This is a genomic window from Achromobacter sp. ACM05 (genome assembly GCF_019218915.1).
Lineage (GTDB): Bacteria > Pseudomonadota > Gammaproteobacteria > Burkholderiales > Burkholderiaceae_B > Achromobacter > Achromobacter animicus.
In genome coordinates, this window is record NZ_JAHUWQ010000001.1 from 781,965 (window position 1) to 808,776 (window position 26,812).

General features: G+C 62.2%; 21 protein-coding genes. 12 read left to right on the forward strand and 9 right to left on the reverse strand.

Going from position 1 to position 26,812, the window contains the following annotated elements; genetic code table 11:
• Nucleotides 1–11: 11 nt before the first annotated feature.
• The 7 genes from KW836_RS03530 to KW836_RS03560 form a co-directional block, all read right to left on the reverse strand.
• Nucleotides 12–914, reverse strand: coding sequence for a TauD/TfdA family dioxygenase (locus KW836_RS03530; RefSeq protein WP_218342475.1), 903 nt, complete (start codon nt 912–914; stop codon nt 12–14).
• Nucleotides 915–1,092: 178 nt separating this feature from the next.
• Nucleotides 1,093–2,292 carry a M20 aminoacylase family protein gene (locus KW836_RS03535; RefSeq protein ID WP_218342476.1) on the reverse strand — a complete coding sequence of 400 codons (1,200 nt, stop codon included), beginning with the start codon at nt 2,290–2,292 and terminating at the stop codon, nt 1,093–1,095.
• A 111-nt stretch (nt 2,293–2,403) separates the two neighbouring features.
• A complete protein-coding gene (locus KW836_RS03540) occupies nt 2,404–3,420 on the reverse strand; it encodes an ABC transporter ATP-binding protein (protein WP_218342477.1) in 1,017 nt (338 codons plus the stop codon).
• On the reverse strand, nt 3,417–4,427 hold the full coding sequence (locus tag KW836_RS03545; RefSeq protein ID WP_218342478.1) for an ABC transporter ATP-binding protein: 1,011 nt from the start codon (nt 4,425–4,427) through the stop codon (nt 3,417–3,419). Before KW836_RS03545 ends, KW836_RS03540 begins: the two co-directional genes overlap by 4 nt.
• Before the next feature lie 11 nt (nt 4,428–4,438).
• The gene (locus KW836_RS03550; protein WP_218342479.1) at nt 4,439–5,359 is read right to left on the reverse strand and encodes an ABC transporter permease; all 921 of its coding nucleotides are present in this window, start codon (nt 5,357–5,359) and stop codon (nt 4,439–4,441) included.
• On the reverse strand, nt 5,356–6,330 hold the full coding sequence (locus KW836_RS03555; RefSeq protein WP_076518271.1) for an ABC transporter permease: 975 nt from the start codon (nt 6,328–6,330) through the stop codon (nt 5,356–5,358). Before KW836_RS03555 ends, KW836_RS03550 begins: the two co-directional genes overlap by 4 nt.
• 19 nt (nt 6,331–6,349) lie before the next feature.
• Nucleotides 6,350–7,936, reverse strand: a complete 1,587-nt coding sequence (locus tag KW836_RS03560) for an ABC transporter substrate-binding protein (protein WP_218342480.1) — start codon at nt 7,934–7,936, stop codon at nt 6,350–6,352.
• 116 nt (nt 7,937–8,052) lie between these two features.
• On the opposite strand from KW836_RS03560, the gene mnmE reads away from it, so the two are divergent.
• From mnmE to KW836_RS03595, 7 genes are all read left to right on the forward strand, one after another.
• A complete protein-coding gene (gene mnmE, locus KW836_RS03565) occupies nt 8,053–9,405 on the forward strand; it encodes a tRNA uridine-5-carboxymethylaminomethyl(34) synthesis GTPase MnmE (RefSeq protein WP_218342481.1) in 1,353 nt (450 codons plus the stop codon).
• A 179-nt stretch (nt 9,406–9,584) separates the two neighbouring features.
• Nucleotides 9,585–11,657, forward strand: coding sequence for a type VI secretion system Vgr family protein (locus KW836_RS03570; protein WP_218342482.1), 2,073 nt, complete (start codon nt 9,585–9,587; stop codon nt 11,655–11,657).
• Nucleotides 11,654–12,601, forward strand: coding sequence for a hypothetical protein (locus KW836_RS03575; RefSeq protein ID WP_218342483.1), 948 nt, complete (start codon nt 11,654–11,656; stop codon nt 12,599–12,601). The genes KW836_RS03570 and KW836_RS03575 overlap by 4 nt, the downstream gene beginning before the upstream one ends.
• A complete protein-coding gene (locus KW836_RS03580; protein WP_218342484.1) occupies nt 12,598–15,873 on the forward strand; it encodes a T6SS effector BTH_I2691 family protein in 3,276 nt (1,091 codons plus the stop codon). Before KW836_RS03575 ends, KW836_RS03580 begins: the two co-directional genes overlap by 4 nt.
• A gap of 83 nt (nt 15,874–15,956) precedes the next feature.
• A complete protein-coding gene (locus KW836_RS03585; RefSeq protein WP_255595094.1) occupies nt 15,957–16,679 on the forward strand; it encodes a DUF6708 domain-containing protein in 723 nt (240 codons plus the stop codon).
• Nucleotides 16,680–16,900: 221 nt separating this feature from the next.
• Entirely contained in the window at nt 16,901–17,680 is a 780-nt protein-coding gene (locus tag KW836_RS03590) for a DUF6708 domain-containing protein (protein WP_218342485.1), read from the forward strand.
• 16 nt (nt 17,681–17,696) lie between these two features.
• On the forward strand, nt 17,697–18,170 hold the full coding sequence (locus tag KW836_RS03595; protein ID WP_218342486.1) for a GNAT family N-acetyltransferase: 474 nt from the start codon (nt 17,697–17,699) through the stop codon (nt 18,168–18,170).
• A gap of 55 nt (nt 18,171–18,225) precedes the next feature.
• Here KW836_RS03595 and KW836_RS03600 read toward each other — a convergent pair whose 3' ends face one another.
• Nucleotides 18,226–19,605, reverse strand: a complete 1,380-nt coding sequence (locus tag KW836_RS03600) for a ClcB-like voltage-gated chloride channel protein (protein ID WP_218342487.1) — start codon at nt 19,603–19,605, stop codon at nt 18,226–18,228.
• A gap of 489 nt (nt 19,606–20,094) precedes the next feature.
• Here KW836_RS03600 and KW836_RS03605 point away from each other — a divergent pair, with 489 nt between their 5' ends.
• From KW836_RS03605 to KW836_RS03625, 5 genes are all read left to right on the forward strand, one after another.
• Nucleotides 20,095–20,772: a response regulator gene (locus KW836_RS03605; protein ID WP_056566075.1), complete on the forward strand. Its 678-nt coding sequence runs from the start codon at nt 20,095–20,097 to the stop codon at nt 20,770–20,772.
• Nucleotides 20,773–20,869: 97 nt separating this feature from the next.
• Entirely contained in the window at nt 20,870–22,207 is a 1,338-nt protein-coding gene (locus tag KW836_RS03610; protein ID WP_255595265.1) for a sensor histidine kinase, read from the forward strand.
• A gap of 190 nt (nt 22,208–22,397) precedes the next feature.
• Nucleotides 22,398–23,363 carry a tripartite tricarboxylate transporter substrate binding protein gene (locus tag KW836_RS03615; RefSeq protein WP_239215877.1) on the forward strand — a complete coding sequence of 322 codons (966 nt, stop codon included), beginning with the start codon at nt 22,398–22,400 and terminating at the stop codon, nt 23,361–23,363.
• A gap of 114 nt (nt 23,364–23,477) precedes the next feature.
• Nucleotides 23,478–23,915, forward strand: coding sequence for a tripartite tricarboxylate transporter TctB family protein (locus KW836_RS03620; protein ID WP_175124811.1), 438 nt, complete (start codon nt 23,478–23,480; stop codon nt 23,913–23,915).
• The gene (locus KW836_RS03625) at nt 23,912–25,438 is read left to right on the forward strand and encodes a tripartite tricarboxylate transporter permease (protein ID WP_218342488.1); all 1,527 of its coding nucleotides are present in this window, start codon (nt 23,912–23,914) and stop codon (nt 25,436–25,438) included. The genes KW836_RS03620 and KW836_RS03625 overlap by 4 nt, the downstream gene beginning before the upstream one ends.
• A gap of 155 nt (nt 25,439–25,593) precedes the next feature.
• Here KW836_RS03625 and KW836_RS03630 read toward each other — a convergent pair whose 3' ends face one another.
• Nucleotides 25,594–26,760 (reverse strand): pyridoxal phosphate-dependent aminotransferase, encoded by a 1,167-nt coding sequence (locus tag KW836_RS03630; protein WP_175124809.1) that lies wholly within the window; start codon nt 26,758–26,760, stop codon nt 25,594–25,596.
• Nucleotides 26,761–26,812 lie beyond the last annotated feature (52 nt).

Below are 26,812 nucleotides of genomic sequence, written 5' to 3' on the forward strand. Positions count from 1 at the left end.
ACATGCGCGCGTCAGAACGGCACATCGCCTTCGATCGTGGTGCGGTAGAGCTTGCGGCGCAGGTGATCCGGCGTGCCGCCCGCCAGGTGGATCAGCGAGCGGTTGTCCCAGAACACCAGATCATGCGGCTGCCATTTGTGGCGGTAGATGTGTTCCGGCCGCACGCTATGGGCGAACAGCTCGGCGAGGAGCGCGCGGCTCTCGTCTTCGGGCAATCCTTCAATGCGAGTCGTGAAGCCTTCGCTCACGAACAGCGCGCGGCGGCCGTTCTCCGGATGCGTGCGCACGACCGGATGCACCACCTCCTGCACCTGCGCAATCTGCTGCGCGCTCAAATTCGGGCGCCAATTGCCTTCCTTCTGCAATTGCCCGTATTGGGCCAGGTAGGAATGCACGCCGCGCTTGCCGTCGATCGCGTCTTTCAGCGCCAGCGGCAAGGTGTCGTAGGCCAGGTGCATGTTCGCGAACAGGGTGTCGCCGCCTTCGGCAGGCAATTCCTGCGCATGCAGCAGCGACCCCAGGCTGGGCAGTTCCTTGTACGAGATGTCCGAGTGCCAGTACTTGCCCGCGTCGCCCAGCCCGATAGGCTTGCCGTCTTCCAGAATGTTCGAGACAGTCAGGATCTCGGGATGGCCCGGCAGGTGGAATTGGTGCAGCACGTGGATCATCAGGCGGCCGAAGCGGCGGCTGAAATCGATGTGCTGCTGGGGCGTGATGCGCTGGTCGCGGAACACCAACAGGTGATGGTCCAGATGCGCCTTGTGCACGCGCGCAAAATCGGCGGGCGCCAGTTCCTGCGCCAGGTCCAGGCCGATGATTTCCGCGCCCAGGGGACCGGGCAGGGGGCGCACGTCAAAGGACTGCGGCTGGGGGGCGGCGTGCGCTTCGCGCCGCAAGGCATTGCTCTGGGACATCGATCGCTCCGTATTCGCCTTGCGGCATGGCTGGAACGACCGATTATGGAAACCGCGCCATGTATCTCAAACGAAGATATCGGCGTTTGATCAAAGCTTTACGTCATATAGCAAAAAGCCGCGGGGCGCCCCCGCGGCTTCATGGCCATCCGCATATAAGCAAATAGCGTATTGGTCCTTACTTGGCCGGCATGAAGGCCTCGACCAGCTTCACCCAGTACGTCGCGCCAACCGGCAGCAGCGCGTCGTTGAAGTCGTAGTTGGGGTTGTGCAGCTGGCACGGACCCATGCCGTGATACGACTCCATGCGGTGATCGCCGTCGCCGTTGCCCAGGAACAGATACGAGCCCGGCACGGATTCCAGGAAGAACGAAAAATCCTCCGCGCCCATGAAGGGCGGCATGTCGCGCAGCACGTTTTCCGCGCCAAAGGTGTCTTCGGCAACCTTGGCCGCAAACGCGGTTTCGTTTTCCCAGTTCACCAGCGGCGGATACGCGCGCACAAAATCCAGCTCGCCCGTGCCGCCATAGACCTGCGGCAGGGTGGTGGCGATGCGGCGCATGTCGGCTTCGATCTTGTCCAGCGTCTCCACGGAATACGTGCGTACCGTGCCGCGCAGCACGGCCTCGCCGGGAATCACGTTGTAGGCATCGCCCGCGTGAATCTGCGTGATCGACAGCACCGCCTGATCCAGCGGATTCTTGCTGCGCGAGATGACCGTCTGCAGCGCATGCACCATGTCGGCGGCCACGATGATGGGGTCAACAGACGAATGCGGCTGAGCCGCATGCCCGCCGACACCCTTGATCACGATGTCCCAGCGGTTACTTGAGGCCATCGTCGGCCCCGACCGGAAGCCGAACTGATTGACCGGCATGCCCGGCATGTTGTGGATGCCGAACACCGCATCGCAGGGAAACTTGTCGAACAGCCCATCCTGCATCATGGCGCGCGCGCCGGCGTTGCCGCCTTCCTCGGCCGGCTGGAAGATGAACACGACCGTGCCGTCGAAATTGCGATGCGTGGACAGGTATTGCGCGGCGCCCAGCAGCATCGTCGTGTGCCCATCATGGCCGCAGCCGTGCATGCGCCCGCTGATCGTGGACTTGTGGGCAAACCGGTTGTGTTCCGGCATCGGCAAAGCATCCATATCGGCGCGCAGGCCGATGGTCTTGCCGCCGCTGCCGGCGCGCAAAATGCCCACCACACCGGTTTTCCCCAGCCCCGTGTGGACTTCGAGTCCCCAGCCGCGCAGGCGTTCGGCCACCAGGTTGGACGTGCGCGTTTCCTGGAACGCCAGTTCCGGATGCGCATGGATGTCGCGTCGCAGGGCCGTCAGGTCCCCGTGTACGCGTTCGATTTCGGCAATGGTTTTCATGGCTGTGGATAAGCTGTCTGGATTGAAGGAGGGCGCACGCGCAAATGGCCTGCTGGTCGGGGAATTCTCGCGCCGCCCCGCGTGCCGCGTCCAGCCCTTTTTCGGCGCAGGTCAGGCGGCATCGTTCAAATGGCAGGCGCTGAACTGGCCTGGCGCGATTTCGCGCAGGAGCGGGCGCTCGGCCTTGCAGCGCGGCATGGCATGGGGACACCGCGGGTGAAACGCGCACCCCGTGGGCGGATCCAGGGGCGAGGGCAGCTCGCCCCGGATGGGCTGATACGCACGCCGCCCGGGCACCAGCGTCGGCAGCTCCTTGAGCAGCGCCTGCGTGTACGGATGATTGGCGCGCGCGAACACCGTATCGGTATCGGCCAGCTCGACGATGCGTCCCAAATACATGATCGCCACGCGGTCCGAGATATGGCTGACCACGCTGAGGTTATGGCTGATGAACAGATACGTCAGGTCCAGCTCATCTCGCAGCCGTTCGAACAGATTCAGCACCTGCGCCTGGATCGACACGTCCAGCGCGGCCACGGCCTCGTCGCAGACGATGACCGATGGTTTCAGCGCCAATGCCCGAGCAATGCCGATGCGCTGACGCTGGCCGCCCGAAAACTGATGGGGATAACGCTGTGCAAAGCTCGGATCAAGCCCCACCTGGCGCATCAAACCGGCCACGTACTCCTGCTTGTCCCGCGACCGGATCAGGCCATGTGCCGCGGGCGCCTCGCCGATGATCTCGCGCACGCGCATGCGCGGATTCAGGGACGCGTACGGATCCTGGAAGATCATCTGCACGCCCAGCTCGTACGCGCGCCGCTCCGGGCCCTTCATGGCTTGCACGGGCTTGCCCTGATAGTCCACCTGCCCAGCGGTCGGCGGCAGGATGCCCGACACGATGCGGCCCAGCGTGGATTTTCCACAGCCTGATTCACCGACGATGCCGATCACTTCGCCCGGTCTGACCGCCAAGTCCACGCCGGCCACGGCATGCACCACCTGCGTCTTCAGTCCCGCGCCCAGCAGGTTGGCGATGCGGCCGGCCAGATCCACCGGCTGCACGAAGCGTAGTTCGACGTCGCGCAGGGCGAGGATCGGCGTGGGACTGTTCAGGGCGTCGTTCATATCGTGTCCGGCGCTCCAGCATGCCAGCAGCGCACCCATTGCGCCGGGCGGACTTCGACAGGCGGCGGTTCGACCAGACAGGCGTCCGTCGCGCGCGGACACCGCCCTCGGAATGCACAGCCCTGCGGCAGGTTGAGCAGCGACGGCGTCATCCCGGGAATCGGCACCAGTGGCTTGCCGCGCGACTGCGGCGTCGGGATCGACGCGATCAACCCGTGCGTGTAGGGATGCATCGGGTGGCGGATGACCGCCTCGGTGCTGCCGGTTTCCACGACGCGCCCCGCATACATCACCGACACGCGATCGGCCAGACCCGCCACCACGGCCAGGTCATGCGTGATCCAGATGAGACCGGTCCCCGTTTCGCGGCAGAGTTTCTGCACCTCGAACAGGATCTGGCCTTGAATCGTGACATCCAGCGCCGTCGTGGGCTCGTCCGCAATGATGAGGCGCGGAGAATTCAACAGCGCAATGGCGATGGCCACGCGCTGGCGCATGCCGCCCGACAGCTGATGCGGATACGTCCGCAGTCGCTCTTCGGGCGACGGAATGCCAACCATGGCAAGCGTCTGCAGCGCGCGCTGTCGCGCCGCGTCGCGCGATACCTTGGCGTGCGCCTGCACCGCTTCGATCATCTGCGTATCCACGCGCAGCACCGGGTTAAGCGTCATCATCGGGTCCTGGAAGATCATCGCGATCTCCTGTCCCCGCAACTGCCGCCATCGCGCAGGCGTGGCCGCGCGCAGGTCCTCACCGTTGAGCAGCACCTGGCCTTCGACGATGCGGCCGGGTTCATCCAAGAGGCCCATCAAGGAAAACCCCGTGATGCTCTTGCCCGATCCGGACTCGCCGACAAGGCCCAGGATTTCGCCCTCGGCCAGCGTCAGGTCCACGCCGTCCACGGCCTTGACCACGCCGTTGCGCGTGAAGAAATGCGTCTTCAGCCCATGCACATCAAGCACCGGGGAACGGTCAGGCAGGGGGCGTTGCGCCGCAAGTGTCTGCATCGCTCCTGTCCTCAATTCGCATGCCGCGGGTTGAGCACATCGCGCAGGTGGTCGCCCACCAGATTGATGGCGATGATGGCCAGTGCCAGCGCAATGCCGGGAAAGAACGAAATCCAATACTGGCCCGACAGCAGGTATTCAAAGCCGTTGTAGATCAGCATGCCCAGCGACGGTTCCGTCACCGGCACGCCGACACCCAGAAACGACAGCGTGGCTTCCAGCGCGATCGCGTGCGCCAGGTCGATCGTGGCGATCACGATGAGCGGCGGCATGCAATTCGGCAGCACATGCCGGAACAGCACGCGTGACCACGACAGCGACATGCAGCGCGCCGCCTCCACATATTCCTTGCCGCGCTCGACCAGCGCCGCGCCGCGTGCCGCCCGCGCAAAATACGCCCACTGCACGACGATGAGCGCGATGATCACCTTATCCACACCCTTGCCCAGAATCGCCAGCAACATCAGCGCCACCAGGATCGCCGGGAACGACAACTGGATATCCACAACCCGCATCAGCAGGGCATCGATGCGTCCGCCGAAATAGGCGGCAATCAGCCCAACCGTCGCGCCAATGCCGAAGGCGGCCAGCACCGACACCGTGGCCACCATCAAACTGGTGCGCATGCCGTACAGAATGGCGGAAAAGAGATCGCGCGCCTGGCCGTCGGTGCCTAGCAAGTAGCGCATCGAACCATCCCCGCTTTCGCTGCCAGGCTTGAGCTTTGAATCCATGATGTCCAGGCTGGCCAGATCGTACGGATTCTGCGGCGCGATCCAGGGCGCCAGCAACGCCGCCCCCACGATCACGATCAACATCACCAGCCCCAGCGTGGCGAGCTTGCTGGCGAAGAAATCCGACACGAAGCGGCGCCAGGGCGTCTGCTCTTTCGTCGGGGCCGGGGGCGAGGCGACGGTGGCGGGCGAGTTCATCGGCGGCTATCCAAACGTACGCGGGGGTCCAGCACCGTGTAGATGATGTCCACCACCAGATTCAACATGACCAGGAAGAACACGATCAGCAGCAGATACGCCACCACCACCGGACGATCCAGGTTGATGATGGAATCGATCAGCAGCTTGCCCATGCCCGGCCACGAAAACACGGTCTCGGTCACGACAGCAAACGCCATCACCTGGCCGAACTCCAGGCCCGCCACCGTCACCACCGGAATCAGGATGTTCTTGAGCAGATGCACGCCCAGCACGCGCTTTTCGGACAGGCCCTTGGCGCGCGCGAACTTGATGTAATCCATGGGCAGCGCTTCGCGTGTGGCGGCCCGCGTTACGCGAATGATCATCGCGCACTTGGCGAAGGCAATGGTCGCTGCAGGCAACGCCAAGCTAAGCCAGCCATCGAACGTCAGCACGCTCAACTGCAGCGAGCCGATGCTGACCGTGTCGCCACGGCCGCCGGCCGGCACCCAGCCCAGCATCACGGCGAACACCATGATGAGCATCAGGCCCACCCAGAAGTTCGGCAACGAGAACCCCAGCACCGAGCCCGTCATGATCGCTCGCGAACCCACTGCTGCAGGTTTCAGACCGGCCAGAATGCCGAGCGGCACGCCGATCAGCACCGACAGCAGCATCGCCACACAGGCCAGCTCCACCGTAGCGGGCATGCGTTCCAGGATCAGATGCATGGCCGGCTCGCCGGTCAGGAAACTGTTCCCGAAATCGCCGCGCACGGCCTGGCTCATGAAGATCAGGTACTGCCGCCACAACGGCTGGTCCAGTCCCAGCGACGCGCTGATCGCGGCGCGTTGCGCCTCGGTCGCTTCGGGACTGGCCAGCATCGAGACGGGATCGCCGACCATGTAAATGCCGGCAAAGACCAACGCCGACATGACGAGCATGACGACGATGGTCTGCAGCAGCCTTCTGACAATGGTTGCAAGCACGAGAGATCGCCCGGCGCGCTTACTTCTTCAGCGTTGCGTTCTGCGCCAGCGTGACCTGGTCCGGACGGCCCTGGTAGCGGATGTCGTTCTTCATGGCCCAGACCGACAGTTCGAAATGCACGGGCAGCATGGCGAAGTCATCCATCGCGATATTGCTGGCCGTCGACAGCAGTTCCGCCCGCTTGGCGTCGTCCATCGTGGACGAGGCCTGCTTCACCAGCTCGTCCATCTTGGGATTGGAATAGCGGCTGCGGTTCGTCGTGCCCTGGCCGGCTTCCGGATTGCGCGTCATCAGCAGCGACGTCAGCGCGTTGGACATTTCACCGCTCGTCACCGACCATCCCGCGAGGTACGCCGAGAACGAATAGCTGTCACGGTTCTTGAAGAACACCGGGGGCGCCATCGCGTCCACGCTGGTCTTCACGCCAATGCGCGTCCACATCGATGCAATGGCCTGCGCCACCTTCGAATCGTTGACATACCGGCCGGACGGCGAACCCAGCGTGATCGAAAAGCCGTTCGGATAGCCCGCTTCCTTGAGCAGCGCCTTGGCCTTTTCCACATCGGCCTTGGGCGCCTTCGAGTGTTCCTTGCTGGCGCCAAACATCGGATACGGCAGCAGGTTGCCCGCGGGCAGGGCGACACCGCCCATCACGCGTTCGACCAGCGCATCGCGGTTGATCGCCAGCGACAAGGCTTCGCGCACGCGCTTGTCCTTCATCGGATTCTTGTCGGTGCCTTGCACGCCGGGCGACGGCTCCGCGTACTGGTCCAGCGCCACGTACACCACGCGCACCGACGGCGTTTCCTCGACAAAGAGCTTCTTGTCGGACTTGAGCTTGGGCAGGTCGTCGGTGGGAGGATCTTCGATCATGTCGACGTCGCCGGCCAACAGCGCGGCCACGCGCGCGGCCGCGTTGCTGATCGGGCGGTAGACCACGCGATCCCATTCGGGTTTCTTGCCCCAGTAGTTGTCGTTGCGCGCCAGCACGAATTCCGCGCCGCGCTTCCAGGACACGAACTTGTAGGGTCCGGTTCCGATCAGGCCATCGCCGCTGTTCAATTCGGTCGTCGTCTTGCCTTCCGCAGCCGGGCCCGACGCGGCCTTTTTCGACAGGATGGGCAACTGCGCCAGATTGACCAGCAGGTTCGGCGCGACTTCCTTGGTGGTGATGCGGATGGTCATCGGATCCACCGCCTCGGTCTTGGCGACGGACCCCAGATACAGCGTGAACGGCGACGGGCTGTTCGGCACCTTCGGGACGCGGTCATACGTAAAGACGACGTCCTCGGCGGTAAACGGCGTGCCATCCGAGAATTTCACGTTCGGCCGCAGCTTGAAAGTCCAGACCTTGCCATCCACGGTCCACGATTCCGCCAGCGAAGGCTGCGGCTTGAGTTGCGCGTCCGTGGCAACGAGCGTATCGAAAATGGTTTGGGAGATCTGCGTGTTCGGGGTCAACGCGTGGTATTGCGGATCCATCGACGAGGGCTCGGTCTTCAACCCGATCACCAGGTCGCGAGCCATGGCCGAACTGTATGTGCCACAGGCCATCACCACCGCGGCAGCGCCGCAGGCCAAGACACGCGAAAACCGAGATGCCATCGTGATCTCCCAGAGTTGTTTCGGGTTTTGAACCTCGGGGCCACAGTAACCAGCAAACAACGCGCCGCGCAACAGTTATATTCCCCTATTGTTTAGCCCTGCCTTCTGCCCCTGATATGTCCGCCTACGCCCCCATCGCCGCCATCGCCACCGCCCCCGGAAGAGGCGGCATTGGCGTCGTGCGCATTTCTGGTGCGGACCTGTCCGGATTGGTGCGGCGCCTGTTCCAGCGCGATCTCACTCCCCGCCATGCGCACTATCTTCCCTTCAAGACGGTGGACGGCGAACTGCTGGATGAAGGCATTGCCATCTACTTTCGTGGACCTCATTCCTACACCGGCGAAGACGTGCTGGAACTGCAGGGCCACGGCGGCCCGGCCGTGCTGCGACGTGTGCTGGATAGCTGTCTGGTCGCCGGCCGAGATCTGGGCGTGCGTTTGGCCGAACCCGGCGAATTCACGCGCCGTGCGTTCCTGAACGACCGCATGGATCTGGCGCAGGCCGAGGCGGTTGCCGACCTGATCGAAGCCTCGTCCGTGGCGGCCGCGCGCGGCGCCATGGCGTCGCTGTCAGGCGAATTCTCGGCGCGTGTGAACGACCTGTCCGATCGCATCATTCATCTGCGCATGTTGGTCGAGGCGACCCTGGATTTCCCCGAAGAAGAAATCGACTTCCTGGAAAAGTATCAAGCCCGTCCGACGTTGGACGCGCTGGCGGGCGATCTTTCCGCATTGATTGCCCAGGCGCGGCAGGGCGTCATCCTGCGCGAAGGCCTGCATGTGGTGCTGGCCGGCCAGCCCAACGTAGGCAAGTCCAGCCTGCTCAACGCGCTGGCCGGCGACGACATCGCCATCGTCACGCCCATCGCCGGCACCACGCGCGACAAAGTGGTGCAGGAAATCCATATTGATGGCGTGCCGCTGCACATTGTCGACACGGCTGGCCTGCGCGAAACCGAAGACACGGTGGAAAGCATCGGAATCGCCCGCACCTGGCAGGAAATCGAGCGCGCCGACGTCATCCTTCATTTGCAGGATGCCACCCAGCCAAGCGACGAGCTGGACGCGCAGATCACCGCGCGGCTACCGCCGCGCACGCCGGTGCTGAAGGTGTTCAACAAGGTGGATCTGTTGCCCGAGCCTTTCGTCGCCGGCCCCGGCGAACTGGGCATCTCGGCCAAACGCGGCGCCGGCCTGGATGCGCTTCGCGCGGAGCTGCTGCAAATTGCGGGCTGGAATCCGGGTGCGGAATCGCCTTGGTTGGCGCGCGAACGTCATTTGCATGCGTTGCAGGAGGCGGCGGAGCATCTGGAACTGGCTGCCGCGCATGCCAGCCAGGATGACCGGGTGTTGGACTTGTTTGCCGAGGAACTGCGGTTGGCGCATGACAGCTTGTCGAGCATCACTGGCAAGTTCACCAGCGATGATCTGCTGGGGGAGATTTTTTCGAGTTTCTGCATCGGGAAGTGAGGGGGCACTTCAGCCCGCAATGCAGCATTGCGGAACTGCTTCAACATGCGTGAACAGATCAGTTTTCTTTATTAATAAGACTCCTCTGATTTACACGAAATATCGGCGGCTTTTAAAACCGGTGGTGCCCTTTGGCACCAAGGACGACCCGTGCGGTCTGTCGCAACCGGAAGCTCGCCATGCCTACCCAATCCGATCTGCGTTTCACGTTCGCTGTCGGCGACGAATCGTTTGAGGTCATCAAATTTACGCTGCAAGAAGGGTTGTCCGAGACCTTTCTGCTGGAGGTGGACCTAACCAGCGGCAACCCCGCCATCGATTTCGGCGTAGTCCTGGACCGCGCCGCGTTGCTTACGATCTGGCACGGCGTCACGCCCGTGCGCTACGTGCACGGCGCAGTCTCGTCGTTCGTTCAGGGCGACACGGGCTTTCGCCGCACGCGCTATTCCGCCATCGTCGAACCGCGCCTGGCGCGTCTGAAGCTAAGTTCCGACTGGCGCATCTTCCAGTCGCAAAGCGTCCCGCAGATCGCTGAGGCGGTGCTCAAGGCGCATGGCCTCAACCAGGATTACGAGCAGCGCAGCACCACCGAACACCAGACGCGCGAATACTGCGTGCAAGCGGGCGACACTGACTACGACTTTGTCGAACGCATCATGCGCGAGGAGGGCTTCTTCTATTCCTACCGACATAGTGCCGAAGGCCATCAACTTATCCACAGTGACCGCCTGTTCATTCACGGCCGAGTCGGCGACGAGCCGGTGCAGTACAACCCCACACCGGGCGGCGACCAGCCGCAGCCAGCGCTGCGGCGATTCTCCTACACCGAGAACGTGCGCACCGCGCGCCAGACCCAGCGCGACTACACCTTTCACCATCCGCGCTACACCCACCAGCACAGCCGCGACGGACGAGATCTGGACCATCAGGGCCGCCGCTACGAACGCTATGACTACCCCGCCCGCGCAAAATTCGACGAAGCCGGCAGACCGTTCGCGGAGAACCGCCTGCGCGGCCATCGCCGCGATTCGCGCGTCGCTTTTGTTGAAGGCGATGACCCGCGGCTGCAGCCGGGCATTTCGTTCACCCTTGCTGGGCATCCGCGCGAAGACCTGAACCGCGGCTGGCGCCCGGTGCGCATCGTCCACCGTGGCATCCAACACACGAGTCAGGCCGAGGAAAGTGCACAAGCCCAGCTGGGAACGCACTACAGCTACGAGGCGGAGCTGGTTCCTGACGACGCCGAATGGCGCGCGGAACCGCTACCCAGGCCGCGCATCGACGGTCCGCAGAACGCTGTGGTGGTCGGCCCGCCCAATGAAGAGATCTATACCGACGAATACGGCCGGGTGAAGGTCCAGTTCTCCTGGGACCGGCTCGGTAAGGAGGACGAGTACAGCTCGTGCTGGATTCGCGTCTCGCAGAACATCGCCGGCGCCACTTGGGGCCACATGGCCATCCCGCGCATCGGACAGGAGGTCATGGTCTCTTACTTCGACGGCGACCCCGACCAGCCCGTGATCACCGGCCGCGTCTACAACCGCCTGCAATTGCCGCCTTACGAGCTACCGCGCCACAAGACGCGGATGACGATCAAGAGCAAGACCCACAAAGGCGAGGGGTACAACGAACTGCGATTTGAGGATGAGAAGGATCAGGAAGAAATCTACGTCCACGCGCAGAAGGACCAGAACGTCCACGTCAACAACGACGAGTCGACGTTTGTGGGTCACGACCGCAGCGAACAGGTCGAGAACGACGAGACCATCATGATCGGCCACGACCGCAAAGAGACGGTGGGCAACGACGAACAGGTCAACATCGGCCAGGACCGGCGGCAGGATATCGGGCGGGATGACTTTTTGACCGTAGGGCGCAATCACACGACCTACACCACCAAGGACCGTACCGAGGAAGTGGGCAATAACCGCCGCGACAAGACCGCGGCGAACCATTGGGTGAGTATTGGCGGGCATCAGGAACACACCGTCGAGGGCCACGCCGAGCTGCAGGCCGGCCAGGGTATCCGCCATCGGACTAAGGAATATGCCCTGTATGCCGGAGATGAGCTGGTCATAAAAGGGCGTGGTGGAACCATTCGAATAGATGGCGCCGGCATAACCCTTGACGCTATCTCCATCCAGGTCAAAGGCCCCCTCCAGAAGCAAGGTGGCGGCGGCGGCAACAAGCTTGCATTGGGTAGCGCGGTGCTAGAAGGTGCACTATCTGATTGTCTGGAGCGTGCCAGATGAAGCGGAGCGCCGTACAAGAATTCGCCCGAACAGAGCGCGCATCCAACGACCATCTTTACCTCTTGCTGGACCTGCTAGCGCCGTGCGCACCAACAGATTCCCTGAGTATCCAATCGCTGACCCAAGCGTTGGGCGCTCAGTCGATCGCGCCCGTAATGCGGCCAGACCTGGCGCATACGCCTGACGCATGTCCGGCGCTTGTACAGCTGGCTGCGCCAGGCGACATCGCGAACACTTCTGTGCTCGCAGCCGCTGAACGTGCTGCGCGTGAGGACGCCAGTCAGAAGAAGCGCTATGTCTGCGGATGGTTGACCAGTGATCAACCCCTTGCTGCGCTCGCCGAGCACATCACGGCGCGCTGCCTGCATGTCCCCACGCCGGTGGGCGGGATGCGCGCGATACCCTGGTTCGAACCATTGCGACTCGAACTGCTGGCGGCATCAATCGGGCGTGACATTTCCGGGCTCGTATGGCCAATAAAGCGTTGGATCTGCCCGACAAGTTGGGGCACCTACACCTTGCTTCGCGGTGCTCCCACCGGGGCCGGCACGGAAGAACTCGTGCTAGCTCGACAGGCTCAACAACTAGCGCCTCTCGTTGGCGACTTCCTGGATGTGTGGCGCCTGGCGCTAAAGCTTCCAACGACGTATGCCCCCATGCGCTGGCGGGGTGCCACGATTCTCCCGCCACAAGCCGCAGTGCATGCCTTCCGCATGATCCGCAACGCCCATCACCTTGGACTGCGCCTGAGCGCAGACATCTTCGACCTGTGCACACATCGCGCGTTCATTCATCCCGGCCTGCCACTGCATCCAATAGTTCAAGCCGATATCGCGGCCGCAGCCGCAGGCCGGTCCACGTTGCAAGCGCGTTTTGAAACCTACGACGACGATGCGTGGAAGCGCATCGTTGCATCGTTATCTCCAGCGGCGAACTATTCATGAGCACCAGCAAGACTCTGACTCAGGCGCGCCGTCAGGCGGCGCCCAATCCCACCGGTAATTGCAGCGCCTGTGAACGAACGGGCATACCGATCCTCCCGCTTCGGCTTGCAGTCATGCCTCTTACCGACGGGCTCAAACATCATGGCGAACTGCACCACAGGTCAATCCAGACTGCGTTGCGCATCCTGCGGCAGGGTTATGTCTATGTTCTGCTGGACCGAGAAATCTGGCATGCCTATCAGGTCACCCCGGAGGGCTACCTGCGCCAGTTCAATCCATTCTCCATGCCGCGGGCGAAGCCGGAGCCGCTAGCCACCTTATGCGTGGAGGCGGGACACGATCTGCGCGCGGCGTTCATCAATATCGACACCGCAACGCATAAGCAAGCCTGGATCGCGTTTTCCCAGGATCCTTGGCCGAAGGCGACGCTCGATGCTTATCGCACCGGCAAACACGCTGATGGAAAGGCACTGCCGGCTGATTATCGTGAGCGGTTCAGGGTGGTCAATCTCTTGACGCTCAAGCAAGATCCGACAGGTGGCAACCAGGCGCTTGCCATTGAGAACGGCGATGATCTCCACCAGCATGTCGCCGAGTATGCGATCGGCACCCACGATTTCGGTAGCGTTCATGATTGGTACCCCCGTCATGCGCGCTTGGAAGCCATGCAGGCGCAACTGCGCATGCTCGAAAAGCAGCATGGGCTTCCAAAGGGAGTGGCCGGCCTCGTCCTGCCCGACCCGGTGGGAATGGCTGCTGAGCTCAACAGCCTGCGGCTCTCCGTCAACACGATGCGTCAGCGGTGGCGTGAAGAACCGACAAGACGGTATGCCTACCTTACTTCGCAGTGCCTGCTAGGCATCAAGGCTTACATCGCCCAGCATATAGAGGCTGCACATCCGCCGCCCCCGCCACCCAGCGACTACTGGACGTCCAGCGAATCCGGCGTCCCGCCCGTATTCCACGACCCAGCACAACAACGTGCTGGCGTGGTCAATCGCGAGACCGCGCGTCGCATGGCCCGGCTAGAAGAGCGTTACTGGGAAACTGGCCCAGCGGGACGGAAAACCTTTCAGGATGCGTACGACAAGGAAGACGAGAGTTTTCAGAAGCAGATCGACGCCTATGCAACCGACTGGGCCGACCTGGTGACGGGCGCTAACTGGCGCCGGATCATGGCCCTGGACTATGCGGACTCCGACGCGCGTTCGCAGCAATGCCGCCTGAGCACCGCCGCGGCTTGTCTCGCGGGCGGCATCACGGATGCCCCGCCCCAGCAAACCAAAGCGGCGGACGAGAGAGAAGCTGGCGAGAAGCCCACTCCAGAAGTGTTGGGTCCCAGCAGTCAGGCTTGGGAAGACCTTCTGTCCGACGGTGGTAGCCCGGCCTATACCGCACTCAACGGGCAACACACCGACTTGCAGCAAGCCTTCGAACCGCAGTTCACGGACGCAATGCCCTCCGAGGCAGGCAAAAAGTACTTTGACGCGATAAAAATGGTCGCCACCAGCAAGGAGGGTAGCGATTGGCGCAGCGCGCTTGTTGTTGAAGCTGCAGATCAACTGTTGGCGGCCATACACGATGCGAGCAACCGCCTCGAAAATACCCTGAGCATCGGCGCCAAGGCGGCGTTGGACAACCTTCAGTCCGGCGCCGCCTGGCTGTACGGTAAGGCCAAGTTCACCCAGGTCACGATCCAGCTCACGGTGGGAGAGTGCTTCGAGCTGCTGTCGAACGAGATCCGCGAGCATGCCAACTCGGCCCAGAAGGCAACTGGCAAGCGCGCACGCGCCATGCTGCTGGGCAGTCTGATCACCATCCCCAATGCCGACGTCCGCAATGTGCTCATCAACGTCACGCTATGGGCGCATGGAACTGCCGAAGAGGTCAAGAAGCGCATCCTGGATTTCAGTAAAGAAGCCAAGGAGGGCGCGCAGGACATCAAGCAGGCGGCCGGCGCACTTGGACAGGAGGTCAAAAGGGAAGCCCAACATGTCTTACGTCAAGTCAACGCCGGCCTGAAGAATCTGGAGCCCGCTGCCGCCGCGGTGCTGAATGAAATGAAGGTGGGCGCAGCGGGAGCTCGTCGTGTCGCCGGCAGCACCTTTGCAAGCTTGAAGAGCCTGGCCGTCGGTAGCGTGGATGGCGGCTTGTCTTTTATCGGCCTGTACTTTCTACGGGACAGTTTGAAAAGCGCGATTGCCGACCTGGATGCGAAGGTGGGAGCACAGCATCCCGAGGCCGTCGCGGCGTTTTACAGCGTTTCGCTCGGCTTCCTAGGAGCGAGTGTTGAGGCGGCGGGCTTGGCGATCAAGATACCGGCGGACGCTGCCAAGGATTTCGTGCTGCGTTGGGGCGCGGAGAAAACTCCTGTGCTCACTCGCGTCGTGGGGCTGGGTTCGAGGATGGTGATGGTTGGTGGAGCGATATCGGCTTTGGCGGGGATCGCGGATGCCGGTGCGAGTTTCAATGCGGCCATACGCCTATCGAAGGCTGGAGATGTAGATGCCCGCCGTTACCACATATTTGCCGGTGGGTTATCAATTACTGGAGGATTTGTGGTGTTTTGGGGAGCAGTGCGATCACTCTCGTTATTCGGGGGATTGGGTGCCGGCATTGCTATCGTACTCATTGCCTTCGTAGTGACGAAAATTGCGAAAAACCTCGAATCGGACGCGATGGAAAAGTGGGCTCGGCGTTGCTACTTCGGCCGAACAGAAGCGAATGAGCGCTGGCGCAATCCGGACGATATGGACGTCGCCATTGCTGCGCTTAACGCCGCAGTGCTCGGCATGGAGGTCGACCTCCGCTTCTACAATGAAGATCGAGCGAGCTCGATAGATGAGCTCTACACCGAAGACATCGAAGTACTCAAGAACCGCGGCGCAGTCGTGACGACAGAAGCGCTTGGTTACAGCGTGACATTACCTGGTTTCGATGCCGAACGATCCCGCTACCGCTTCACCCTCACCACCGAGCGCTTTGGCCTCGCACACGACGACGACATACGTAAGCCTACTCTGTCTTCTCACGTCATGGCATGTGGGCAAGTCAACGATACCGCCCATGCCATGCAAACTTCTGCCCTGAACCATCCGGATTACACGCTGGTCAGCGAGACGAAACCAACATCCGGCCGGCCAATTCTTAGCGGCCGATACTGGTTGGATCCCATCAACAAGATCAAATCGGCAACATTTGCCGTCGCATTCTGGCCGGATAAAAACGACGACACCGGCTTCGCCGCCATCGAGATCACGGAGAAACTTTGATGGCGAGACCACAGCTAACTCCCCCCTGCGCCGGATGGCAATGTGATCTGCCCGGCCCCAATGACCCACTCATTGAGCCCCCCGTGCTGCTCTGGCAGGCGCCAACGCACATGGATGAAACGTATGTCGAGTTCGCTCGGAACACGTCGAGTTTGCGCGGTGTTTGCTTTTTCCTTTCACTGCTGCTCGGATTGATGTTCCTCCTGCTCTTGGTATTCGCTGGATGGGATATTTATGCGATAAGCGCGGCATCTGAGGATGTCACGCTTGAAGTTGCAAGCGTTTTCCTACTGCACGTGAGCACACTCTCCCTGAACGCTTGGGCTGCTCATGTTATCTACCGTTCCGAGGTGTCCCCGCCCCGGGATCTCCCGCTTCGTTTCAATCGTCTACGCCGCAAGGTTTACGTCTATGACTTCCATTCAGTCTGGTGGAATCCATTCGATCGCGGGCACGTAACCAAGGCAAGTTATGACTGGGACGATCTGCGCGCGGAAAAGTGGAAAGTTCGCGGCGCGATTCCGGGCGGAGGACTCATCATCAAGGAAGGCGTCTCCATCGCGGTGGTGGAACCGGGTACCAACACAGTCGTGACACGCTTCCACTTGAATACTGACGCCGCGAACACCTCCAATTTTTGGGCCTACGTGTGCGCCTACATGCAGAACGGCATCGAAGGCCTCGACCCCGATCGTGCCGAACCGCGTGACGCCAACGACATCGCTCCGTACAACATCGCCTTGCGCTTGGCCCCTAGAGTCGAGTGGCCCGCAGATATGGACCTTGAATCAAGAACGGCGCCATAAACGCAGTCGAGGCCCAAAGACTGGATTTGCTTCCTAGAAGGGACCGATCGCCAGCCGGCCTACTGCGGCTCCACAGCCCCGATGCAATCGTTGGTGAACTCAAGCTTCTCCGCCATCGAAATCACAAAGGAACTCTGATGGCAAGACCTCAACTGAGCCCGCCCTGCGGCGGCTGGCAACGCGATCTGCCAGGCCCCAATGATCCTCCAGATGAGGCTCCCATGCTGCTCTGGCAGGCGCCGGCTCATATGGATGAGACGTATGTTGAATTTGCTCGGAATACGTCGAGTATTCGCGGTGTTCCCTTCGTTCTTTCACTGCTTATCCCTTGGTCCTTCCTCGAGCATTCAGGCCTAGTCGCAAATACTATCCACGCGCTGACATCGGCGGAAGTGGGCGTGCTTGAAGTCGGCATTCTTCTGCTTTTTGCGATGTCAATTGCCATCTGTGGCTGGGCAGTATGGGTTATCTATCGGGCCGACGTCTCCCCGCCCCGCGGTCTTCCGCTTCGATTCAATCGACTACGCCGCAAGGTATACATCTATGACTTCCATTCTGTATGGTGGAATCCCTTCGAGCGCGCATACGTGACCACCGCCAGCTATGACTGGGAAAATCTGCGCGCGGAGAAATGGAAAGTCCGTGGCGCGACGCCTGGCGGCGGGCTCATCATCAAAGAAGGCGTCTCCATCGCGGTGGTGGACCCGGGCACGAGCAACGTCGTGGCACGCTTCCAATTGAACACCGACGCTGCGAACACCTCCAATTTCTGGGCATACGTGTGTGCCTACATGCAAAACGGCATTAATGGCCTCGACCCAGATCGTGTCGAACCTCGTGATGCCAATGACGTCGCTCCCTACAACATCGCTTTGCGCCTGGCTCCCAGAGTCCAATGGCCCGCGGAGATGGATCTTGAATCTCGTACGGCGCCGGACATGGACTCCGTGCTAGATTCGACCGGTCAGATTGCATCTACCGCTTTTGCGTCGGGAAGATAACCAGAGGCGCGTCGTCATGAATACGAATGCCACCCCTTTTCATATCCGCGTCGCAAAGCCTGCTGATGTCGCCCGCATCGAGCGCATCGTCCGCGATGCGTACACCCCTTACATCGCACGCAACGGCGCCACGCCCGGTCCCATGCTGGACGACTATCCGGCACGCGTCGCGCAAGGCGTGGTTCACGTCCTGGAATCGCAAGTCGGCATCGAAGGCCTCATCGTGCTGATTCCAGAACCCGACGACAGTTGCATGCTGCTGGACAACATCGCCGTATCGCCAACCGCGCAAGGCAAGGGCCACGGCCGGACGCTGCTACAGTGGGCCGAAGACACCGCGCGCCGCGCCGGCTTTTCACGCATTCGGCTTTACACCCAGGAAGTGATGACCGAGAACATCGCCATCTACACGCGGCGCGGCTATGTGGAAACGCATCGCGCCACGGAGATTGGACTGAAGCGCGTCTTCATGCAAAAGCCCCTTGATTAATGGGCTCTTGCAAAACTCTCAAATATCCAAAGAGCCAATTCGAAAATATGAGCGTTTACTCGTAATTTATCGGCCTGCCTTTTCTGGCCATCAAATGCGCGGCGATCCTGTTTTTCGCCAGCGATTTCGCATAGACGGACTCCGGCCGGATGCGCTGCGCAATGACGTAGCCGGTCATGCACGCCAGCATCAACGGCAACATGACTTCATAGCTCAGCGTCATCTCGAAGATCATCAAGATCGACATCAGCGGCGCATGCGTGGTGGCCGCCAGCAGCGCGCCCATTCCCACGACGGCATAACTGGATACCGCCGACAAACTGCCGACCGGAAACAGGCCCTGCAGTGCAGTCCCGTACAAGGCGCCCAGCGCCGCCCCCACGAACAAGGTCGGCGTGAAGACTCCACCTAGAGCGCCGGACCCGACACTGGCCGCCGTAGCCAATGTCTTGAGCAACAGCAGTGCGGCTACCGCCTGCCACGCCCAATCCGTATGCAACATGCTGTTCACCACGCTGTAACCGTTGCCCCACACCGCGGGATCGATCACGGACAGCGCGCCGACAACCAGCCCGCCTACCGCCATCCTCGCCCAGATCGGAAACGGCAACTGGCGAAACGCCGCGCGGGACAAATCCAGGAATCGCAGGAATTGGGGCGCGGCCAGACCTGCAATCAGGCCAAGTCCCAGGTAGTTGATCACTTCCCACCCCGACACGAACTCGAAATGCGGCATCTGGAAGACCGCGTCATAGTGCAGCACCTGCCGCGTCACGATGTTGGCGACCACGGAGGCGACGGCCAGCGGCACCAGCGTCGCTGTTGAAATCACGCCGTACACAATCTCTGAAATGAACACCGCGCCGGCAATCGGCGCGTTGTATGCGGCGGTGATGCCCGCCGTCGCGCCGCAGGCCACCAGCAGCCGGAGATGGCGGGGCGGCAAGACCAGATAGCGGCCCGTCAATGATGCACACATTGCCGCCAGTTGCACCATCGGTCCCTCGCGGCCGATCGATGCGCCGGATCCGATTGAAAAAATCGAGGACAGGCTGCGCGCGACCGTCTGGCGAAAGCCGATGACGCCACGGCCGATCGAGATGGCTTCCATATAGTCGGCTGCCCCCCGCCGGGGCAGCCATCGGGTGGCAGCCTGCAGGATCAGGCCGGCGATCGCGCCCCCGGCCGCCGGCATCAGAAACCGCTGCCAGGGGTCCAGCCCACGCGCCAGCGACACCATGCCGTGGGGAACCTCGCCGCCCCCTACCAACAATTGCATCCAGCCAAGCAGTTCGCGAAACACCACCGTTGCCAGCGCACCCAGGGCGCCAATCAACGCGGCCGCACACAACGTCAAGGCTAAATTTTCCGCCAAAAGTCCGCGTTTCAACCGCCGGGCCCAGGCCGGTCGGCGCAGTTTCAAGTCGCTATCCATGGCCGGATTCTACGGCGGATCCTGCTCACTTTTTGTTCAGCGCACCGTCAACAAACCGCCCAGGTCACCCCTCGAATACCCGATTCCGATCACCGCGTAGCGGCCCGTTTTGGGGCGCTGCAAGGGCAAAAATCCGGGTAGGCGTAGGGCGGTTTTCCGGGGTAAAAGGGCGCTTCTCGGGACCCAGTTGCCAGAAACGCCCTGTGGATAACTCCTAAGTAGCGCGCTTGTGCACATGTTGTGGAGGCAAGTTGAACAAGCAGGGGTTTCGGACGCGGTCCAAAATCTTGTCCAACTTCAGCTTTTTTCCCACACAGAGTTCTTGCACAAGCAAAAACGGACGCAAGGCAATGAAAAGAAAGAGGTTTTCAAGGTTAAGGTAGTTATCCACAGCCCTTATTAATCATTAGTCTTTATATAAAGAAAAAAAAAGGAAAAGCCAAACATGCTTTCCCATTCCGCCCATCCACCGCCCCCCGGACTGCGTCCATGCGTATCCTCCTGATCGAAGATGAAGCTGAACTTGCCCGCTGGCTGTCCAGAAGCCTGGCCAGACATGCCGGCTTTGTCGTGGAATGGGCTGATGACGGACTTGTCGCCGAAAGAAGGCTGGCCGTCGAAGATTTCGATGCGGTCATCCTGGATCTCGGACTTCCCGGCATGGATGGCCATACTTTGCTGGCGAAGATTCGCGCGCGGGACGACCGTACGCCGGTGCTGGTCTTGACCGCGCGCGATTCACTGGCCGAGAGAATCGGAACACTTCACGAGGGAGCGGACGATTTCCTGCCGAAACCCTTTGTTGTGGAAGAGTTGGAAGCGCGATTGATTGCGCTGATTCGCCGCAGCCGCGGGCGCGAACATCCGCGCCTCGCGCTGGGAAACCTGGTTTTTGAAACTTCCGCGCAGAAATTCACGGTCAATGGACAGCCTTTGCAGTTATCCCCACGTGAACATGCGGTCCTTCGGGTGCTGATCCAGAAAAGCGGCGAACCCATCAACAAGCAGCAGATCCTGGACCGCATCCTCACGGACGATGCCGACATCAACCTGGAAGCCATCGAGGTCCTGGTTCACCGATTGCGCAAAAAATTGGCGGAAACCGGTGTGCAGATCGTGACCATGCGAGGCATGGGCTACTGCCTGGAGAACCTTGTTGACAACTAGAAGTCCGCAAAACAGCGTTGATTTTTCGGCGAAAAAACGCGCTCGGACGCTGAAAGCGCAGCTGCTCTGGTGGCTGATTCCGACCCTCGTCTTCGTGATGATGGGTGCGCTCTGGCTGTCCAACCACCAGCTGCGCAACCAGGTCGACAATGCCTACGACCGGTCTCTCGCCGGCGCGCTTCGCGCGATCGACCACAACATATCCACAGCCAGCGGTGGATTAGCCATGGAGCAGCCCTACCTGATGCTTGAATTTTTCGAGCTGACGGCCAATGGCAGCGTGTTCTACCGGGTGGCAACCGAAGACGGGCTGGCCGAAATCGGCCATCCCGGGCTGCCCCTGCCGGAGCAGCCCCTCGTATCGGGCGAGCCGCGGTTTTTCTACGCGACCTACCAGGGCCAGCCCGTCCGGGTGGCGGCATTGGCCCGGCCCATGGATCCGCCGCTGTATGCGAACCAGGGCGGCCGGGTGATCGTGCAGGTCGCGGAGGGCCTGGAAAGCCGTCAGGCGTTCCTCCACAAGGTTTTGGTGCGGTCGGTGGAGCGGGACCTTGCCGTGATCCTCATCAGCGTCCTGGTGATCATCCTGGGCGTTTTCATGGCCCTGCGCCCCCTGGAGCGGCTCCGTCAGGAAGTCAAAGGCCGATCTGCGGACGATTTAAGCCCCGTCAGCGCGTCCGACATGCCGGGGGAGGTCCTACCCCTGGTGGCGGCCGTAAACCTCCATATGGCCCGATTTGCGGCCTTGGGGAGGGTGCAGGCGCAGTTCCTGGACGACGCGTCGCACCAATTGCGCACGCCCTTGTCCGTTTTGCGGACCCAGACCGCCTATGCCCTGCGCGAAACAGACCCCCAGGAGGTCCGTACAGCCCTTCTGGCGATGCAGGAGGGGTTGGACAGGGCCGTACGCACCACCAACCAGATGCTCGCGCTGGCGCGCGCTAAAGACGCTTCTCTGGCCGAAGGCGGTTTGGCACCTGAATCGGTGGACCTGGTGGACCTCGCGGACGGGGTGATCCGTACCCAATTACCCAATGCGCGAGGCCGGCAGTTGGACATCGGCCTGGAGGCGGACTGCAGGCCGGTTGTCGTCGGCGGAGCGGAGTGGCTGTTGCGGGAAGCGGTCAGCAACCTGGTCGACAACGCCATCCGCTATGCGTGCGCCGGTGGTGTGGTCACCGTCCGGATCGAGACCGACACAGACCAGGCCCGGCTACTGGTGGAAGACGACGGACCGGGCATGTCGGACGAGGACATCGCCCGGGCGTGCGTCCGCTTCCGGCGAGGCGCGGCAGGCAAGAACACCACCGGGGCCGGCCTGGGCCTGGCGATCGTGGGCACCATCGCCGAAATCCTGGGCGCCCGGCTCGTGCTCGAGAACCGGGTCGGGCAGCCGGGCCTGCGCGCGGCGTTGGTGTTTACCCTGCAAACCTGACCGGATGCTGCGCCGCGTCACGAAATCGGCCGAAATTGAAAGCTTATGGAAAGCTTCGGTTTTGTACGGTTGCGTCCACTGGAGCCGCTGGACGCGATCATTCGCCGTAGCGCCGCTGCCAGCGATACCTAGACCTATAAATCCTGGAGACGCAAGAATGCAGACGACCCTGAAGCTGCGCATCGCAGCCATGGCGGCGCTTGGCGCCATCACCCTGTCCCTCGGCGCGGCCCATGCGGCCGATGAACCCCGCCGCCCGGAGTGCATTGCGCCGGCGCAGCCTGGTGGCGGATTCGACCTGACGTGCCGCCTGGCCACCGAAGGCCTGAAGCAGAGTGGGGCGCTCAAGAGCGCCATGCGCATCGTCTACATGCCGGGCGGCATTGGCGCGGTGGCATACAACAACATCGTGGCCCAGCATCCGAATGAGCCGGGCACCATCGTTGCGTTCTCCGGCGGCTCGCTGCTCAACCTGGCGCAGGGCAAGTTCGGCAAGTACAACGTCAACGACGTGCGCTGGCTGGCCGCGATCGGCACCGATTACGGCGTGGCCGTGGTGCGCAACGACTCGCCGTACACCGACCTGAAGAGCCTGATGGACGCCTTCAAGCAGGATCCGACCAAGATCGTGCTGGGCGCGGGTGGCACCGTGGGCAGCCAGGACTGGATGAAGGCAGCGCTGACGGCCAAGGCGGCCGGCGTGGACTTCAAGAAGATGCGCTTTGTCGCCTTCGAAGGCGGCGGCGAGGCCGTAACGGCGCTGCGCGGCGGCCATATCCAGGCCTACATGGGCGATGCGGCCGAAGCATTCACGATGCTGGAAGGCGGCGCCCCGATTCGCGTGCTGGCGGTCTTCAACGACCAGCGCCTGCCGGGCAAGCTGGGTTCCGTGCCCACCGCCAAGGAACAGGGCTACGACATCGTCTGGCCGATCATCCGTGGCTTCTACGTGGGTCCCAAGGTGTCTGACGCCGACTACCAGTTCTGGGTGGACGCGTTCAACAAGACGACGGCCGCACCCGAGTTCGAGAAGCTGCGCCAGCAGCAGGGCCTGTTCCCCTTCAACAAGACCGGCCCCGAACTGGACGCCTACGTCAAAAACCAGGTCAAGCAGTACGGCGAACTGGCCGACACCTTCGGCCTGATCAAAAAGTAAGCCGGCCGCAAGGCCCGACCCCCGAACGCGCCCGCCAGGGCACACCTGCCGCCATTTCAGGCCGGCGGCAGGTCCCGCTGCGCCGCGCGATCGGATTTGAACGGAACCTGGACCATGAACGATCGAATTCTGGGCATTGCCGCCCTGGCGCTGGCCGTCTTCATGACGGCCGCCGGCTGGAGCATCGAGGCGCCTTTCGCCTACGAACCCGTCGGGCCACGCGCCTTCCCGCTGCTGCTGGCGCTGATCATCGGCCTGTGCGGGCTGTGGCTCGTCTACAAAGGCGGCCACGCTGTCGAGCGCAACCCTGCCGGCGCCAACGGGCGCATCGCGCTGATGGTGGTGTTCGTGACCGCCTATGCGTTTCTCTTCCAGTGGCTGGGCTTCATTGTCGCCACGTCGCTCATGACGATATTCGTGGGCCGCCTGTTCGGCGGCAGTTGGCTCAAGTGCGCGATCGGCGGCGTCGTCATGAGCATTTTCTTTTTCGTGCTGTTCGACAAGGTGCTGGACGTCGTCCTGCCCGGCGGACTGCTGGAGAACCTGATATGAGCGGCATTCTCGATCATCTGTCGATAGGCTTTGGCGTCGCGTTTTCGCTGACGAACCTGCTGGTGGCTGCCATCGGCTCCTTCATCGGAACCATGGTGGGCGTGTTGCCGGGGCTGGGGCCCGTCAATGGCGTGGCGATGTTGATCCCCATCGCCTTCGCCATGAATCTTCCGCCCGAAACGGCGCTGATCCTGCTGGCCGCGGTATATGTGGGCGCGGAGTACGGCGGCCGCATCACCGCGATCCTGCTGAACGTGCCGGGCGAAGCGAGTGCCATCATGACGACGCTGGACGGCTATCCGCTGGCGCGGCAGGGCCTGGCCAACGTGGCGTTGTCCTTGTCTGCATGGTCCGCATTCTTTGGCGCCATCGTGTCGGTGGTGGGCATCATCCTGCTCGCGCCGCTGCTGGCGAAATGGGCGCTCGCATTTGGCCCCGCCGAATACTTCGTGCTTATGATCTTTGCGTTCTGCTGCCTGACCAGCCTGCTCGGCAAGCAGCCGGTCAAGGGCGTGCTGGCGGCGATGATCGGCCTGTCCATTTCGGTGGTGGGCGTGGATTCGAACTCGGGCGTTTACCGCTATACCTTCGAGTCCGTGCATCTGGCCGACGGCATCGATTTTGTCGTGGTCGTCATCGCGTTGTTCGCGGTCAGCGAGATGCTGGAGATGCTTGAGAAGGTGATGGCCGGCCACAGCGTCGAGGTCAAGCCCAGCGGCCGCAAGCTCTTCAACCTGAAGGAGATGGCTTATACGTGGTGGAGCGTGGTGCGCAGTGCGTTCGTAGGCTTCGGCGTGGGGGTGCTGCCCGGCGCAGGCGCCAGTGTGGCCGCGGCGGTCGCGTATTCGCAGGAAAAGCGCATCATCGAAGCCAAGGATCCCGAGGCCAAGTTCGGCAAGGGCGACATGCGTGGACTCGTCGCGCCGGAAGCCGCTGCCACCGCGTCGGCGATCGGCTCGTTCGTTCCGATGCTGACGCTGGGCGTGCCCGGCTCCGGCACCACCGCCGTGATGATGGGTGCGCTGACGCTCTACAACATCACGCCGGGACCGGTCCTGTTCGATACCAAGCCCGAATTGGTGTGGGGCCTGATCGCATCGTTGTTCGTCGCAAACGTGCTGCTCTTCGTGATGAACGTGCCGCTGGTGCGGTTCTTCTCCAAAGTGCTGTCCGTGCCGGGCTGGCTGATGGTGCCGGGCATCCTGTGCATCAGCTACATCGGCGTCTACGCGATCAACGCGGGCACCTTCGATCTGCTGCTGGTAGCGGCTATCGGCACGTTGGGCTACTTCCTGCGCAAGTTCGGTGTGCCGATGGCGCCGCTGGTACTGGGTGTCGTGCTGGGCAACATGATGGAACAGAACCTGCGCCGTGCGCTGTCGATGACGGATGGCGACGTGGGCGTGTTGTTCGCAAGTCCCGTGTCGATCGCCCTGTGGGTGGGCGCGGCGGCAGTGGTGATCGTGCCGCAGATCCTGCGCCGTGTGCGCGCCGCAAGAAAGGTTGCCGCTGGGCCGGTCTGATGAAGCGGGTCCGCGCACCGGCCGGTGCGCGGGCTGACGCAATGCGAGACCGGCAAATGCTTAGGGGCGCCTTTTGGCGCCCCTTTTTTTTCAAACATAATGAGGTCGATTCGACCGCATTTTAATATGTGAGCTTTTACTCAGATATTGAACCGTCAGACCTGCTTCAGACGCTCCAGCGCCGCGTCCAGCGTTGCGTCCTTCTTGGCAAAGCAGAAGCGCACGATCCGATGATTCGATTCAGGCGCGTCGGGCTGGCGATAGAACGCGGACACCGGAATCACGGTCACGCCATGGTTGACGGTCAGGTCGCGCGCGAAGTCGGCTTCGTTCTGTTTGGAGATCTGGCTGTAGTCAGCCAGCAGGAAGAACGTGCCGGGACTGGGCAGCGGCCGGAATCGCGTCTGCGCCAGGCCTTGCGACAAGCGGTCCCGCTTGGCCTGATAGAACGCCGGCAGATCCAGGTACGGCTTGGGATCACGCATGAATTCCGCTAGCGCAAACTGCATCGGCGACGGCACCGTGAACACCATGAACTGGTGCACCTTGCGCAGCTCGGCGCTCAGTTGGCGCGGTGCGCAGCAATAGCCGATCTTCCATCCGGTGGTGTGATAGGTCTTGCCGAACGACGAGATCACGAACGCGTGTTCGGCAAGCAGCGGGCGGCGCGCCACACTGGCATGCGGTTTGCCGTCGAACACGATGTGCTCGTAGACCTCGTCCGAGACCAGCAGCACGCCCGTGTCGCGGACGATGGCTTCAAGCGCGTCCAGATCGCTCTCGTCAAGCACCGCGCCGGTGGGGTTGTGCGGAAAGTTCAGCATCAACAGACGGGTCTTGGACGTGATGGCGTCGCGCACACGCTGCCAATCGATGCGGTAGTACGGATCGGCTTCGGTGGGCGCGCGCAGCGGCACGGGGACGGCGGTGCCGCCGGCCAGGCGAATCGCCGGCAGGTACGAGTCATAGCAGGGCTCGATCACCACCACTTCGTCGCCGCTGCCCACCGCCGCCAATACCGTGGCCATCAACGCCTCGGTGGCGCCACTGGTCACCGTGATTTCGGTTTCGGGATCGTAGGCATGGCCGTAGAGTTCGCGCGTCTTGGCCGCGATGGCTTCGCGTAGCGGCGCGACGCCCGGCATGTAAGGATATTGGTTGTGGCCGTCGGCCATCGCCTTGGTGACCAGCGCACACAGCGCGGGGTCCGGATCGAAGTCAGGAAAGCCCTGGCCCAGGTTGATGGCCTTGTGCTCGATGGCCAGGCGGCTCATCACGGTGAATATGGTGGTGCCGACGTCGGGGAGTTTGGAGCGGATCATGTTGGACGCGAAGTGAACACGGGTAGCCGAGGAAAGTTTTCGTAAGTATCCC